General features: G+C 69.7%; 14 protein-coding genes. 10 read left to right on the top strand and 4 right to left on the bottom strand.

The genetic code is table 11. From position 1 onward, the window contains the following. Nucleotides 1-92 precede the first annotated feature (92 nt). Nucleotides 93-1217 (top strand): 4-hydroxyphenylpyruvate dioxygenase, encoded by a 1125-nt coding sequence (gene hppD / locus P2L57_RS05950; protein WP_275809412.1) that lies wholly within the window; start codon nt 93-95, stop codon nt 1215-1217. Between the two features lie 179 nt (nt 1218-1396). Next, a complete protein-coding gene (locus P2L57_RS05955) occupies nt 1397-2764 on the top strand; it encodes an FAD-binding oxidoreductase (protein ID WP_275809415.1) in 1368 nt (455 codons plus the stop codon). A gap of 53 nt (nt 2765-2817) precedes the next feature. Here P2L57_RS05955 and P2L57_RS05960 read toward each other — a convergent pair whose 3' ends face one another. Then, complete coding sequence (locus P2L57_RS05960) at nt 2818-3294, bottom strand: SsgA family sporulation/cell division regulator (protein ID WP_275809418.1); 477 nt, start codon at nt 3292-3294, stop codon at nt 2818-2820. A 361-nt stretch (nt 3295-3655) separates the two neighbouring features. Here P2L57_RS05960 and P2L57_RS05965 point away from each other — a divergent pair, with 361 nt between their 5' ends. Both P2L57_RS05965 and P2L57_RS05970 read left to right on the top strand, forming a co-directional pair. Next, a complete protein-coding gene (locus P2L57_RS05965; RefSeq protein ID WP_275809421.1) occupies nt 3656-5164 on the top strand; it encodes an RDD family protein in 1509 nt (502 codons plus the stop codon). A 71-nt stretch (nt 5165-5235) separates the two neighbouring features. Beyond that, nucleotides 5236-5865: an RDD family protein gene (locus P2L57_RS05970; protein WP_275809424.1), complete on the top strand. Its 630-nt coding sequence runs from the start codon at nt 5236-5238 to the stop codon at nt 5863-5865. A 60-nt stretch (nt 5866-5925) separates the two neighbouring features. Here the strand turns inward: P2L57_RS05970 and P2L57_RS05975 are convergent, their stop codons facing one another. After that, nucleotides 5926-6234 carry a hypothetical protein gene (locus tag P2L57_RS05975; RefSeq protein WP_275809427.1) on the bottom strand — a complete coding sequence of 103 codons (309 nt, stop codon included), beginning with the start codon at nt 6232-6234 and terminating at the stop codon, nt 5926-5928. A 358-nt stretch (nt 6235-6592) separates the two neighbouring features. Here P2L57_RS05975 and P2L57_RS05980 point away from each other — a divergent pair, with 358 nt between their 5' ends. Next, nucleotides 6593-6922 carry a hypothetical protein gene (locus P2L57_RS05980; protein ID WP_275809430.1) on the top strand — a complete coding sequence of 110 codons (330 nt, stop codon included), beginning with the start codon at nt 6593-6595 and terminating at the stop codon, nt 6920-6922. Between the two features lie 17 nt (nt 6923-6939). Here P2L57_RS05980 and P2L57_RS05985 read toward each other — a convergent pair whose 3' ends face one another. Together P2L57_RS05985 and P2L57_RS05990 are read right to left on the bottom strand one after the other, a co-directional pair. Beyond that, nucleotides 6940-7530 carry an isochorismatase family protein gene (locus P2L57_RS05985; RefSeq protein ID WP_275809433.1) on the bottom strand — a complete coding sequence of 197 codons (591 nt, stop codon included), beginning with the start codon at nt 7528-7530 and terminating at the stop codon, nt 6940-6942. A gap of 82 nt (nt 7531-7612) precedes the next feature. Then, nucleotides 7613-8965 (bottom strand): nicotinate phosphoribosyltransferase, encoded by a 1353-nt coding sequence (locus P2L57_RS05990; RefSeq protein ID WP_372515634.1) that lies wholly within the window; start codon nt 8963-8965, stop codon nt 7613-7615. A 613-nt stretch (nt 8966-9578) separates the two neighbouring features. Between P2L57_RS05990 and clpS the strand changes: the two genes are divergently transcribed. The 5 genes from clpS to P2L57_RS06015 all read left to right on the top strand — a co-directional run bounded on the left by clpS (nt 9579) and on the right by P2L57_RS06015 (nt 13090). Further along, nucleotides 9579-9890 carry an ATP-dependent Clp protease adapter ClpS gene (gene clpS / locus P2L57_RS05995; RefSeq protein ID WP_275809436.1) on the top strand — a complete coding sequence of 104 codons (312 nt, stop codon included), beginning with the start codon at nt 9579-9581 and terminating at the stop codon, nt 9888-9890. A 31-nt stretch (nt 9891-9921) separates the two neighbouring features. Next, nucleotides 9922-10512: a DUF2017 domain-containing protein gene (locus P2L57_RS06000; RefSeq protein ID WP_275809439.1), complete on the top strand. Its 591-nt coding sequence runs from the start codon at nt 9922-9924 to the stop codon at nt 10510-10512. Nucleotides 10513-10850: 338 nt separating this feature from the next. Continuing rightward, nucleotides 10851-12320 (top strand): amino acid permease, encoded by a 1470-nt coding sequence (locus tag P2L57_RS06005; RefSeq protein WP_275809442.1) that lies wholly within the window; start codon nt 10851-10853, stop codon nt 12318-12320. Between the two features lie 122 nt (nt 12321-12442). After that, nucleotides 12443-12874 carry a M67 family metallopeptidase gene (locus tag P2L57_RS06010; protein WP_275809445.1) on the top strand — a complete coding sequence of 144 codons (432 nt, stop codon included), beginning with the start codon at nt 12443-12445 and terminating at the stop codon, nt 12872-12874. An 87-nt stretch (nt 12875-12961) separates the two neighbouring features. Next, complete coding sequence (locus tag P2L57_RS06015; protein WP_303656009.1) at nt 12962-13090, top strand: putative leader peptide; 129 nt, start codon at nt 12962-12964, stop codon at nt 13088-13090. Nucleotides 13091-13147: the final 57 nt, after the last annotated feature.

Below are 13147 nucleotides of genomic sequence, written 5' to 3' on the forward strand. Positions count from 1 at the left end.
TTGACAGGTGAAACCCACCCCTTGCTGCGCAAGCTGTCCAGCGATTCTGCAAACTATTGCGCACTATGGAGCGTGGGGGGGAGGCTTTCGCCATGACTGAGACCCAGGACAAGACCAAGGACGCCTTCCCGGTCAAGGGCATGGACGCCGTAGTCTTCGCGGTCGGCAACGCCAAGCAGGCCGCCCACTACTACTCCACCGCCTTCGGAATGAAGCTCGTCGCCTACGCCGGGCCGGAGAACGGCAGCCGAGAGACCGCCAGTTACGTCCTGGAGTCCGGCGGCGCCCGCTTCCTGTTCACGTCCGTCATCAAGGCGGAGACCGACCACGGCCGCTTCCTCGCCGGGCATGTCGCGGAGCACGGCGACGGCGTCGTCGACCTGGCGATCGAGGTGCCGGACGCCTGCGCCGCGTACGAGCACGCCGTGGCGCAGGGCGCGACCGGCCTTGAGGAGCCGTACGAGCTGAAGGACGAGCACGGCACGGTGGTGCTCGCCGCCATCGCCACCTACGGCCAGACCCGCCACACCCTTGTCGAGCGCACCGGCTACGACGGCCCCTACCTGCCCGGATTCGTGGCCGCCAAGCCGATGGTGGAGCCCGGCGCCCGGCGCTTCCAGGCCATCGACCACTGCGTCGGCAATGTCGAGCTGGGCAAGATGGACGAGTGGGTGGCCTTTTACAACAACGTCATGGGCTTCACCAACATGAAGGAGTTCGTCGGTGACGACATCGCCACCGAGTACTCCGCGCTGATGTCCAAGGTCGTCGCCGACGGCACCCGGAAGGTGAAGTTCCCGCTCAACGAGCCGGCCATCGCCAAGAAGAAGTCCCAGATCGACGAGTACCTGGAGTTCTACGGCGGCCCCGGCGTCCAGCACATCGCGCTCGCCACCAACGACATCGTCGCCACCGTTCGGGCGATGCGGGCGGCCGGTGTGGAGTTCCTCGACACGCCCGACTCGTACTACGACACCCTCGGCGAGTGGGTCGGCGAGACCCGCGTTCCGATCGACACCCTGCGGGAGCTGAAGATCCTCGCCGACCGCGACGAGGACGGCTATCTGCTGCAGATCTTCACCAAGCCGGTCCAGGACCGTCCGACCGTCTTCTTCGAGATGATCGAGCGGCACGGCTCCATGGGCTTCGGCAAGGGCAACTTCAAGGCGCTCTTCGAGGCCATCGAGCGCGAGCAGGAGCGCCGCGGCAACCTCTAGCCCTTCTGGCGGATCCTGCCCACCGAGGCGTCGTGGACCGGCGGTGCCGAACCTGCCGCCACCCCACCAAGATCCGTCGAGCAAGCCCTGAGACGACCTGCCGTCACGCCTGCCCGGGGAGTCTGGGGGAGTCCGGCCGCGTGCTTCCGCCCGCGGCCGGGCGGTGCGACGCTGAGGGCATGACAGATCTTGTGGAACGGCTGCGTACCGGACTCCCGGCCGAGGCGGTGGTGACCGACCAGGACGTCACCGCCTCGTACGCCCGGGACATGGCGAGCTTCTGCACGGCGGGGGCACCGGCCGTCGTGGTGCTGCCGCGCACGGTGGAGCAGGTGCAGCACGTCATGCGCACCGCGACCGCACTGCGCGTACCCGTCGTACCGCAGGGCGCCCGTACCGGCCTGTCGGGAGCGGCCAACGCGAGCGACGGCTGCATCGTGCTCTCCCTGGTCAAGATGGACCGCATCCTGGAGATCGACACCGTCAACCGCATCGCGGTCGTCGAACCGGGCGTCGTCAACGCGGTGCTCTCCCGCGCCGTCGCCGAAAAAGGCCTCTACTACCCACCGGATCCGTCGAGTTGGGAACAGTGCACCATCGGCGGCAACATCGGCACCGGCTCCGGCGGGCTGTGCTGTGTGAAGTACGGGGTCACCGCCGAATACGTACTGGGCCTCGACGTCGTCCTCGCCGACGGGCGGCTGCTGCGCACCGGGCGGCGCACCGCAAAGGGCGTCGCGGGCTACGACCTCACCCGGCTGTTCGTCGGCTCCGAGGGCAGCCTCGGCATCGTCGTCAAGGCCGTCCTCGCGCTCAAGCCAACCCCGCCACGGCAGTTGGCGCTCGGCGCCGAGTTCCCGTCGACCGCCGCCGCGTGCGACGCGATCTGCGCGATCATGGAGGCGGGGCATGTGCCGTCGCTGCTGGAGCTGATGGACCGTACGACCATCCACGCGGTCAACGAGATGGCCAACATGGGCCTGCCGGAGTCCACCGAGGCGCTGCTGCTCGCCGCCTTCGACACCGCCGATCCGGCGGCCGACCTGGCCGCGGTCGGCGAACTGTGCGCCGCCGCGGGGGCGACCACGGTGGTGCCCGCCGAGGACGCGGCCGAATCCGAACTCCTCCTGCAGGCACGCCGGTTGTCGCTGCCCGCGATGGAGCGCATCACCGGCACCACCATGATCGACGACGTGGCCGTGCCGCGTTCGAAGCTGATCGCGATGCTGGACGGCGTCGCCGCCATCGCCGCCAGGTACGACCTGGTGATCGGGGTGTGCGCGCACGCCGGAGACGGCAACACCCACCCCGTGGTCTGCTTCGACGCGGGCGACCCCGATGCGACCCGGCGGGCCCGCGAGTCCTTCGACGAGATCATGGCGCTCGGCCTGGAGCTCGGCGGCACGATCACCGGCGAACACGGCGTCGGCGTACTGAAGAAGGACTGGCTGGCCCGCGAACTCGGCCCGGTGGGTGTGGAACTGCAACGTGGCGTCAAGCAGGTCTTCGACCCGCTGGGGCTGCTCAACCCGGGCAAGCTCTTCTGAATCACGGCTGAATCACGACCTGGAGCACGCCTGAGCCATCCTGCACCAGCGGCCTAGGCCCCGGCTTCTGGAGTGTCGTCCCCCGGCCGGCAACCCCGCGTCCACAGGTCGTCGCGCGTCGTCGGGGCGAGCAGGCGGCTCAGTTCGTCCTCCATCCCGAGCTGTTCGTGCTCCGCGCCGGGCGGAACGACCCGCAGCGTGCGCTCCAGCCAGGCGGCCACCGGCGACGAGGGCGCCTCCAGTAGCGCGCTGCCGTCCGGAGAGCTGAGCGCCAGGCAGATGACGCTGCGGCCCTCCACCTTCGTCGGCCAGATCCGCACATCGCCGTGTCCACACGGCCGGAACACCCCCTCGACCAGCAGCTCACGGGCGAACGTCCAGCTCACCGGCGAGTCGGAGCCGATGTGGAAGGTGAAGTGCACGGCAAACGGGTCATCGGCCCGGTACACCAACCGGGCCGGTACGGGGACGCTGCGCTCAGGCGACAGCACCAGGTTCAGTTCCAGTTCGCGTTCCACGACGGTGTGCATGAAGGCGACGTCCTTTCCTCGGCAGCCCCTGGCGGAGTGACGCAGCGGGTGCTGCGGCGGGGCCGCACCGGGAGAGAGCGCATACTCCCCACACCATTACGCGACTTCGGACCAAAATGCTGAATTTTCTCGGAACCCCCACCAGCGTGCGCCCGTAGCGGCTAATGAAGCGGGGAGCGCTCGTACGTCCATACGTCGTACGTGTGCGTGGTGTTCGGGTCTGTGTCCGCGGCCGTCCACTGGGCCCGGTGTTCTTCGTTAGTGTCTTCGCTAGTGTCCTTCCCGGGGGTGTCTCGCCCGGGCACGTTGGTCAGGATGGGAGTTGGGGGCTGTGGTGACCTCCGGTGGCGGTGGTGAGGAAATGCCGCGCGAAGGCTATTACCCAGACCCTTCCATTCCGGGATATGTCCGGTATTGGAATGGTGCGGCATGGGTTCCCGGCACCAGCCGCCCGGCGCCCACGCCGGGCGAGGTTCTCGCCCCGCCCCCGGCCGCCGCGAAGTCCACCGCCGGACCGGTGACCCCGCAGGTCCTGCCGCGCACCCCGGCCGTCGACGAGTCCGGCCCCATGTTCCTCGACGAGGACCCCGCCGCTCCCGTGGCCGAAACCCCGCCCGGGCCCGCCTGGGTGGCGGACCCAGCCCGGCAGTCCGGGGTCGGTGACGCCGCCCGCCGGGTGAAGTGGGGCGCCGACGGCCCGGCCACCCCGGAGGCCGCCACGCCGGTCGCCCCCGAGGGCCCGGCTTCGGGGGGTGCGCCCGGTACCGCGGGCAGTGCCGCCTCGGAGGGCGCGCCCGCCGGTCCTGGCGGTCAACCGGCGGCGGGCGGTTACGGCTTTCCGCCGCAGGGTTCCGGCGACTCGGCCGCACCCGGTGGCGGGGCCGGGCCGCAGGCCGCGGGCGGCTCGGCTGGTATGCCTGCCGCTGGCGTCGGCCCGGCGTCGGCGGGTGCCGCTCCGGCTTCGGGCGGCGCGCCCGGTGGCTTCGGTCAGCCGCCCGCGATGGGGGGTGCGGTGGCGGGAGGCGGCGCCGCACAGGCCGGTGGAGCTTCGGGCGGTCCGCCAGCCGCTGGCGGCTACGGCTATCCGCAGGCCGCCGCGGGCGGCGGTGCCCCGGCTCCGGTGAGCCACGGCGGTCCGCCAGCCGCTGGCGGCCCCGGCGTCGGGCCGCAGGCCGCAGGCGGTCAGCCCGGGGCGGGGGCCGCCTACGCCTATCCGCCACAGGCCCCGGTCGGGGGCGGCTACGGCTACCCCCAGGCGGGCAGCGACCCCGTGCCGTGGCAGCGACAGGTGCAGGAGCTGGCCGGGGACAGCGGCGCGGCGCCGAGTCAGGCCGTCCCGTGGCGACCGCCCGTCAGCAATCCGTTTCTCCAGGCCCAGGAGCAGGCCCGCCCCGCTGCGACCGGACGCCGGCTCGCCGCGCGGGTCATCGACAGCCTGCTGGTCGGCGCGGTGGTCGCGGGGGGCGCCTTCCCGCTCGTCATGGCCTCCGTACGGCACATCCAGGACAAGATCGACGCCGCCCGGCAAAGCGGTGAGAACGTCCAGGTATGGCTGATCGACGGCACCACCGGTCTCTATCTCGGCATCATCCTGGGCGCGTTGCTGCTGGCCGGACTGCTCTACGAGGTGCTGCCCACCGTCAAGTGGGGCCGGACCCTGGGCAAGAAGCTGTTCAAGCTGCGGGTCCTCGACATCGAGTCGCAGCTCACCCCCGGCTTCGGACAGGCGTTGCGCCGCCTGTTGGTACGTCTGCTGCTGGACCTCGTCGTGGTGGGCCTCGTCAACCTCGCCTGGTGCCTGTTCGACCGGCCGTGGCGGCAGTGCTGGCACGACAAGGCGGCCCGTACCTTCGTCGCGGGCGGCGGTTGAGCCGACCCCCGGCGTCCCCCGAACGGGTGCGACCACAGGCGCGGTGCTGACAGGCGGGTTTGACTCGGTCTATGAGTACCGATCAGCCGAGGCCCGGTTCCGGTGAGGAGCCGCCGGAGGAACCGTTCCAGCAGAAGCCGGACGGCACCCCTCCGCCCAGCAGCGCCGGTGGCGAGCCCGGCCCTGGCGCCGGTGGCGAGCCGCCGTACGGCCGGATGCCGCCACCACCGACGTACGGCCATACCGAGACCGACCCGCTGGCCGGGATGCCGCCGCTCGCCAACCGGTTCAAGCGGCTGGTCGCCCGGATCATCGACGCGCTGATCGTCGGGATCCCGCTCGGCATCATCCTCGGCTTCGCCTTCGGCGGGTACGACTACAACAGGGCGGGCCGCAGCTTCTGGCAGGAACTCATCTACGCCCTGGTGTACTTCGGCTACGACGGCTACATGCTCACCACCCGCGGCCAGACCTTCGGCAAGCAGTTCATGAAGATCCGGGTCGCGATGCTGGACAACGGCGCGCTACCCGCCGGTCAGCCCGGTTGGATCCGCGCGGCCGTCTACGCCCTGCCGCCGATCGTGCCGTGTTGCGGCTCGCTGTTCTGGCTGATCAACGTGTTGTGGCTGCTGTGGGACAAGCCGTACCAGCAAGCACTGCACGACAAGACCGCGAAGACCGTCGTGGTCTCCGCGGAATGAGCGCGCGGCGGACCATCGGCGGTGCGCCGTGGTACGCACCGCCCCCGGAGCCGTCGCGGGTCAGTGCCGCAGCGAGTGCTCGCTGAGCGCCGGATTGGCCGCACCACCGGTACGGGCGCGGGCGAACCGGTGTGGGTGCGCGGCGTCGGTCTGGGCGGGCAGGTCGGCTGATCGTGACTGCCGGGTCGTGTGCGCCCCCCAGGGCAGGGTGAAGGTCAGCGCGACGAGCACGCCGAGCGCCAGCCCGGCGAGCGCTATCACGATGACCCCGGCACCTGAACTGGCCCGGGAGAGCAGCAGCATGGCGACGGTGGAGAAAACGACGGTGGCCGAACCATAGGCGAACTGTGCGGGGGTCGGGCGCGGCATGGCGTGATCCGTCCTCGATGCGGGGTACGTCAGTCGGTCGGGCGGGGTGCGTTGTCCGTTGTTCGTCGTTCTTCGTCGTTCGCGTGCTAGATGTGCCGCCCAATGACTCTACGAGTCCGCATGCCCGATGGGAACGCCTGGTAAGCGTGACCTAACCCATCGTACGGAGCACAAGGGGCGCACGGATTCACAGTGCGCCAACTCGGCCTGGCCGTACAGGTATTGCGCGCCACAGTGTCAGGTGACCAAGGGGTGAGACGAGGGTCAGGGCCCGGCCGGCTTCCGCCCTCTGGCGGACAGGGGCCATTCGGCGTGATCATCGTTCTTGTCGGTATGTCCCACGCATCGAGGAGACATCGTGGCCGCTGGTGGTTACGCCAAGCTTCCGAACGGCAACGTTGTCGTCGCGCTGACCCTGCCGCGCCCGGACGGCGGCGAAGGCGGCCATGGCGGGGCCACCGTGCGGGTACTCGTTCACGCGGTCAACCGTCAGCGGGCGCTCACCCGGGTGCGGAACCTCGGATTCCGTGCGGTACGGCTGAGCGGTAACTCCGAGCCGCCGACCCTGGACGAGATCAGCGCCGTACTGCACCACCCGGACGGCCTGGTCTGGCGGTCCCGGCACGCCGACGACACCGAGCTCTGGCATCCGCTGCGCGCACTGCGCAGACAGAACGCGGCCGGCTGAGCGCCCGCCGTACGGCGTCAGTCCGAGACGACCGGCTTCCCGGACAGCTCGGCCCCGGCCCGGCGCATCTCCTCCAGCGCCCGCTCGGTCGTCTCCGGCAGCACGCCCGCCGTCAGATCGAGCAGCACCCGGGTGGTGAAACCCTCGCGTACCGCGTCCAGCGCGGTGGCGCGTACGCAGTGATCGGTGGCGATGCCGACGATGTCCACCTCGCTGACGTCACGGTCGCGCAGCCACGCGGCAAGGCTCATCCCGTTCTCGTCCACGCCCTCGAAACCGCTGTACGCGCCGCTGTAAGCGCCCTTGTCGAAGACCGCGTCAATCGCGCCGGAGGCCACCGCGGGCGCGAAGTTCGGGTGGAAGCCCACGCCTTCGGTGCCCGCCACGCAGTGCACGGGCCAGGTCGTCACGTAGTCCGGGTGGTCGGAGAAGTGGTCACCGGGCGAGATGTGGCAGTCCCGGGTGGCCGCCACATGGCGGTACACGGTGCCGGCGTCGCCGACCAGATCGGTGATCGCGGCGGCCACATCGGCCCCGCCCTTCACCTCAAGGCTGCCGCCCTCACAGAAATCGTTCTGCACGTCAACGACGATCAGTGCCCGGTGCATGGTGCACGTCCTTCGTAAGGCCCTAAGGGTAGTACCGGAAGCGGGGCGTTGCCCCATCAGTGAGTACCCAGCCGGGTATCCGTCACACGAACTCGGTGGGGAGCACCGGCTCCCCGCGGGACAGTTGGGTGGCCGACAGCGGCAGTCCGGCGCGGGCCTGGACATGCCGGGTACGCGCCGCGTCCAGCGGCTCGCGGGCCACCACCTCGCCGCCGAGCACCAGTGGCACCAGCAACTGCCGGTCGGCGAGCTCGTCCGGGACCGGTCCGGTGCCGATCACCTCGGCCTCGGCGACACCGCTCTCGTCCAGCCGTCGGGCCGCCCACTTGCGGCCGCCGATGCTGGCCTTGCCGCCCAGCGACTTCTTGGCCACCGGGACCAGCGGGCTGTCCGGGCCGTTGGCGTCGTGCCGCGCGCGGGCGACCAGCTTGTAGACCATCGAGCAGGTCGGATGCCCGCTGCCGGTGACCAACGAGGTTCCCACGCCGTACGCGTCGACGGGCGCCGCGGCCAGCGAGGCGATGGCGTACTCGTCGAGGTCGGAGGTGACCACGATCTTGGTGTTCTTCGCGCCGAGGGCGTCGAGCTGCTGGCGCACCCGGTGGGCGAGCAGCAGCAGGTCCCCCGAGTCGATCCGGACGGCGCCCAGCTCGGGGCCCGCGATCTCCACGGCGGTGTGCACCGCCTCGGTCAGGTCGTAGGTGTCGACCAGCAGCGTCGTTCCGGCCCCCAGCGCGTCCACCTGCGCGGTGAACGCGTCGCGCTCGGTGTCGTGGAGCAGGGTGAAGGCGTGCGCGCTGGTGCCGACGGTGGGGATGCCGTAGCGGAAACCGGCCGCCAGATCCGAGGTCGTGCTGAAGCCGCCCACATACGCGGCCCGAGCGGCGGCCACGGCGGCCAGTTCGTGGGTGCGGCGGGCGCCCATCTCGATCAGCGGTCGGTCGCCTGCCGCGACCGCCATCCGGGACGCGGCGGCGGCGATCGCCGAGTCGTGGTTGAGGATCGACAGTATGAGCGTCTCCAGCAGCACCGCCTCGCCGAAGGTGCCCTCGACCTGAAGGATCGGCGAGCCGGGGAAGTAGACCTCTCCCTCGGGGTAGCCGTGGATGTCGCCGGTGAAGCGGAAGTCGGCCAGCCAGTCGAGGGTGGCGCGGTCGACGACGTTCTCCCGGGAGAGGAAACCCAGCACGTCGGCGTCGAACCGGAAGTTCTCGACCGCGTCCAGGACTCGGCCGATGCCTCCGACGACTCCGTAGCGGCGGCCCTCCGGCAGTCGGCGGGTGAAGACCTCGAAGACCGAGTGCCGTCGGGCCGCGCCGCTGCGCAGCGCGGCCTGCAGCATCGTCAGCTCGTATCGGTCCGTGAACAGTGCGGTGGACGGCACCGCCACCGGCAGCCCAAGAGCGGAGCCGGTCAACCGATCGGGGCCCGCCATGGCCGGGTCCATCGCTGGAGTGTCCATGTCGGGATGCTACCCCGATCTCTCGTCAGATTGACGATTAGGGCCCACGTGATCTCCGTCGCTCCCGCGCCCGGGGTTCGACCGGGGTACCGCACCCTTCCGCGGCCCGGCCGCGGCACGACTGGTCCGGGTGCGGCGCGTTTCGGACGGCGAGCAAGCCCCTCGACGCGGACCGGCGGTGCCGAAACCATCGCTACGCCCGAGATTCCGCCACACCCGCAGCGCACCGCCCCCGCAGCGCACCGCCCCCGCAGCGCACCGCCCCCGCAGCGCACCGAACCACGTCGTCGCGCCGCACCCGCGCAGCGGACCACGCCACCCCCATGCGGAGCGAGTCACCCCGTCACCCCTGTGCGGAGGACGCGCCCCCGTCACCCCCGTGCGGAGGACGCGCCCCCGTCACCCCCGTGCGGAGGACGTCACCCCGTCACCTCCGCGCGGAGCACGGAGCCCACCGCACCCCCACGGGAAGCGCGTCATCCCGCACCGGGCGCGGAGCGCGGAACCCGCTGTGCCCCCCGCGCGAAGCGCGACGCCCCCGTGGTGACCGGCCCCCGGCGCGAGCCGGGGGCCGGAAAGTGGCAGCATGGGAAAGGTGAGTGTCGCACCCGTGGAGATCGAGCGGACCGAGTCGAGCGAGGCAGCTTTCGAGGAACCTAAACCCGATGTCCCTTGGGTGACGATCGTCCACAATGACCCGGTCAACTTGATGAGCTACGTGACCTATGTCTTCCAGGCCTACTTCGGTTACCCGAAGGACAAGGCCAAGAGGCTCATGCTGGACGTCCACCACAAGGGCCGTGCCATTGTCTCCAGCGGTACCCGCGAAGAGATGGAGCGCGACGTACAGGCCATGCACGGCTACGGCCTGTGGGCCACGCTCAGCCAGGACCGCTGACCCTTCAACTACCCGGAGACGTACGGGCCTCATGGCCGGATACTTCGAACCCGCCCCCGACGGCGGAGCCGCGATCGCCCTCGACGAGGTGGAGATCTCCATCCTCCGCAGCCTCGCCGTCCAGTTCCTCGAACTGATCGGCCCCGGACCCGGCGGGTCCGCGGACGACGGCGATCCGCTGGCCGCGCTGTTCGCCGAGGGGCCCACCCAGCCGCCGTCAGACCCCGCGCTGGCCCGGCTGTTCCCCAACGCCTACTGCGACCCGGACAAGGCGCCGGACGACAAGGCCGAGGCGGCCTCCGCCGAGTTCCGCCGCTACACCGAGAACGACCTGCGGGCTCGTAAGCGCGAGGACGCGCTCGCCGTCGTGCACGCTCTGGACGCGCTCACTCCGGCCGGTGACCGGGGAGTCGTGCTCAAGGTGACCCGCGACGAGGCCCAGCGGTGGCTCGGTGCCTTCAACGACCTGCGACTGACCATAGGGTCCCGGCTCGACGTGGACGAGGACCCGGACAGCGAGTTGTACCGACTGCCGGACGACGACCCGCGCAAGCCGCTGATGATGGCGTACATGTGGCTGGGCGGGTTGCAGGAGTCGCTGATCGAAACGCTGCTGCCGTAGTCCCCGCCGTTTGGCACGCACACCTGGCCCGTTCGAAGGGCGTTCGCTCAGCGGACGCTCAACTCCGCATAACGATCGGGTTACCCGCGATACGGCTTTCACTGCCATATGTACCTTTTGTCGACCTGTTCCCGTGGTGTTGGTCACATATGGGGGCGTGGATCACCCCGTGACCCGTGATAGGAATCCACGACCAGCCGTGGGACGCCACCCATGTCCAGACGGCGGCGCTGGGCCGACCGATCGTCGGCGTGCAACTCCATCCGGGGGAATCGGGACCCGGTCCGGTCATGTAGCACCGGCCGGGCGTGCAGACGTGGAGAAAGGCGCACACCACCATGACCTCAGAGCAGGTCGAACCAGGGATCGACGGCGACGAGGCCGCAGCAGAATCCGCGCAGAACGCCTCTGAAGAGGGTTATCAGCGAGGTCTCGGCAATCGTCAGATCCAGATGATCGCCATTGGCGGCGCGATTGGCACAGGTCTCTTCCTGGGCGCCGGAAAGGCGATCTCCAAGGCCGGGCCGAGCCTCATTCTGGCGTACGCCGTGGTCGGCATCATCATCTTCTTCATCATGCGGGCGCTGGGCGAACTGCTGATGTACCGCCCGGTGTCGGGAAGCTTCTCGGAGTACGCCCGGGAACTCCTCGGCCCGTTCTTCGGTTACGTCACGGGCTGGACCTACTGGCTGTTCTGGGTGGTCACCGGCATCACCGAGGTCACGGCGGCCGCGAGCTACGTCCAATACTGGTGGCCGAGCGTCCCGCAGTGGTCGTCCGCACTGGTCTTCACCGTCGCCCTGTACTTCGTGAACCTCATCTCCGTAAAGCTCTTCGGCGAGTTGGAGTTCTGGTTCTCGATGGTCAAGGTCACCGCGATCATCGGCATGATCCTGATCGGTATCGGCGTTCTCACCCTCGGCTTCTCCAAAGCCGGTGACACCGCGTCGATCACCCATCTCTGGCACGACGGCGGATTCTTCCCCAAGGGCATCGGCGGCACGCTGATGACCCTTCAGATCGTGATGTTCGCCTTCCTCGCCGTCGAACTGGTCGGTGTCACCGCGGGCGAGTCCAAGGACCCCAAGACCGTGCTGCCCAAGGCCATCAACACGGTGCCGTGGCGAATCGGCCTGTTCTACGTCGGCGCGCTCATCATCATCATGTCGCTGGTCCCGTGGACCGAATTCAAGCCCGGCGTCAGCCCGTTCGTCGCCGCCTTCGCCAAGGTCGGTCTGCCGCTCGGTGCCGGAATCGTCAACTTCGTCGTGCTCAGTGCGGCGTTGTCGTCCTGCAACTCCGGTATGTACTCCACCGGCCGCATGCTGCGCGACCTCGCGCTCAACGGCCAGGGCCCGAAGATCTTCACCCGGCTCACTCGTAGCGGCACACCGCTGCTGGGCACCACCGTCTCCGGCGCCTTCATGCTCGTCGGTGTGTGGATCAACTACCAGTGGCCGTCCAACGCGTTCAACTACGTGGTCTCGTTCGCGACGATCTCCGGTATGTGGGCCTGGATCATGATCCTCTGCTCCCATCTGCGGTACCGCCGGGCGGTGAACCTCGGCCGACTGCCCGCCTCCGACTTCCGGATGCCGGGTGCGCCGTGGACCAGCTGGATCGCGCTGGCCTTCATCGGCCTGGTGATCGTGGAGATGGGCATCGACAAGGACGCCCGGGTCTCGCTGTACTGCGCTCCGATCTGGGGCGTGATCATGGTCGTCTCGTACTTCGTGATCCGGGCCCGCCGCCCGGAGGTCTTCGCGAAGCGGGACACTCTCGCCGAGCGGGAGGCGGAGCGGGTCTGACCGCTGCGCCCAGCCGCCAAAGGGCCTGCCCCGATCCCATCGGGGCAGGCCCTTTCGTGTCCTCCCGTCGCCCGCCACCACCCGCAGCGGGCATGCTTCGCGTCCCTCTTATGCTCTAGGCCATGCTCACCATCACCCAGGCCCTGTACGACGCGATCGTCGCCCATGCGCGGGCCGACCACCCGGATGAGGCGTGCGGAGTCGTCGCGGGCCCGGCCGGGAGCGGCCGGGCCGAGCGATTCATCCCGATGTTGAACGCCGCCCGCTCGCCCACGTTCTACGAGTTCGACTCGGCGGACCTGCTGAAGCTGTACCGCGAGATGGACGACCGCGACGAGGAACCGGTGGTCATCTACCACTCGCACACCGCGACCGAGGCGTACCCGTCCCGTACCGACATCTCGTACGCCAACGAGCCGGGTGCCCACTATGTCCTGGTCTCCACCGCCGAGTGCGGCAATGACGAGGGGCCGGTCTCGTTCCGCTCGTTCCGCATCGTGGACGGTGCGGTCACCGAGGAACCGGTGGAAATCGTGGCAACCTACCCGGCGTAATTTCCGTACGCCTCCTGAGACCGCCCTGCTGTCCGCATGGTGGGACAGCGCACTGGGGCCGACGAGGGGAATCGATACCATGTCCGCATGGTTGTCCACGACGTGAGCGACAGCGAGAAGGCGCCGGGCATGATGCTCGTCGCGCGGCTGCACGTCGACCTGTGCCGTCTCGCCAGCGCCATGTGTACGCGCCACGTTCTGTCCGGCCTGAGCTGAGCCGCGGCCGTACCGCTCCGCACGCACCATCCCGTCGCCCGCTGCCCGGCGCAGCCC

Origin of the sequence: Streptantibioticus ferralitis (genome assembly GCF_029223525.1) — a bacterium.
Classification (GTDB): domain Bacteria; phylum Actinomycetota; class Actinomycetes; order Streptomycetales; family Streptomycetaceae; genus Streptantibioticus_A; species Streptantibioticus_A ferralitis.

Excerpts from the sequence above, each read along its gene's own strand:
- P2L57_RS06010 (WP_275809445.1), top strand. The coding sequence starts at position 12,443 with ATGCTCACCATCACCCAGGCCCTGTACGACGCGATCGTCGCCCATGCG.
- P2L57_RS06005 (WP_275809442.1), top strand. The coding sequence starts at position 10,851 with ATGACCTCAGAGCAGGTCGAACCAGGGATCGACGGCGACGAGGCCGCA.
- P2L57_RS05970 (WP_275809424.1), top strand. The coding sequence starts at position 5,236 with ATGAGTACCGATCAGCCGAGGCCCGGTTCCGGTGAGGAGCCGCCGGAG.
- P2L57_RS05960 (WP_275809418.1), bottom strand. The coding sequence starts at position 3,294 with ATGCACACCGTCGTGGAACGCGAACTGGAACTGAACCTGGTGCTGTCG.
- P2L57_RS06015 (WP_303656009.1), top strand. The coding sequence starts at position 12,962 with ATGGTTGTCCACGACGTGAGCGACAGCGAGAAGGCGCCGGGCATGATG.
- clpS (WP_275809436.1), top strand. The coding sequence starts at position 9,579 with ATGGGAAAGGTGAGTGTCGCACCCGTGGAGATCGAGCGGACCGAGTCG.
- P2L57_RS06000 (WP_275809439.1), top strand. The coding sequence starts at position 9,922 with ATGGCCGGATACTTCGAACCCGCCCCCGACGGCGGAGCCGCGATCGCC.
- hppD (WP_275809412.1), top strand. The coding sequence starts at position 93 with ATGACTGAGACCCAGGACAAGACCAAGGACGCCTTCCCGGTCAAGGGC.
- P2L57_RS05955 (WP_275809415.1), top strand. The coding sequence starts at position 1,397 with ATGACAGATCTTGTGGAACGGCTGCGTACCGGACTCCCGGCCGAGGCG.
- P2L57_RS05965 (WP_275809421.1), top strand. The coding sequence starts at position 3,656 with ATGCCGCGCGAAGGCTATTACCCAGACCCTTCCATTCCGGGATATGTC.
- P2L57_RS05985 (WP_275809433.1), bottom strand. The coding sequence starts at position 7,530 with ATGCACCGGGCACTGATCGTCGTTGACGTGCAGAACGATTTCTGTGAG.
- P2L57_RS05975 (WP_275809427.1), bottom strand. The coding sequence starts at position 6,234 with ATGCCGCGCCCGACCCCCGCACAGTTCGCCTATGGTTCGGCCACCGTC.
- P2L57_RS05990 (WP_372515634.1), bottom strand. The coding sequence starts at position 8,965 with ATGGCGGGCCCCGATCGGTTGACCGGCTCCGCTCTTGGGCTGCCGGTG.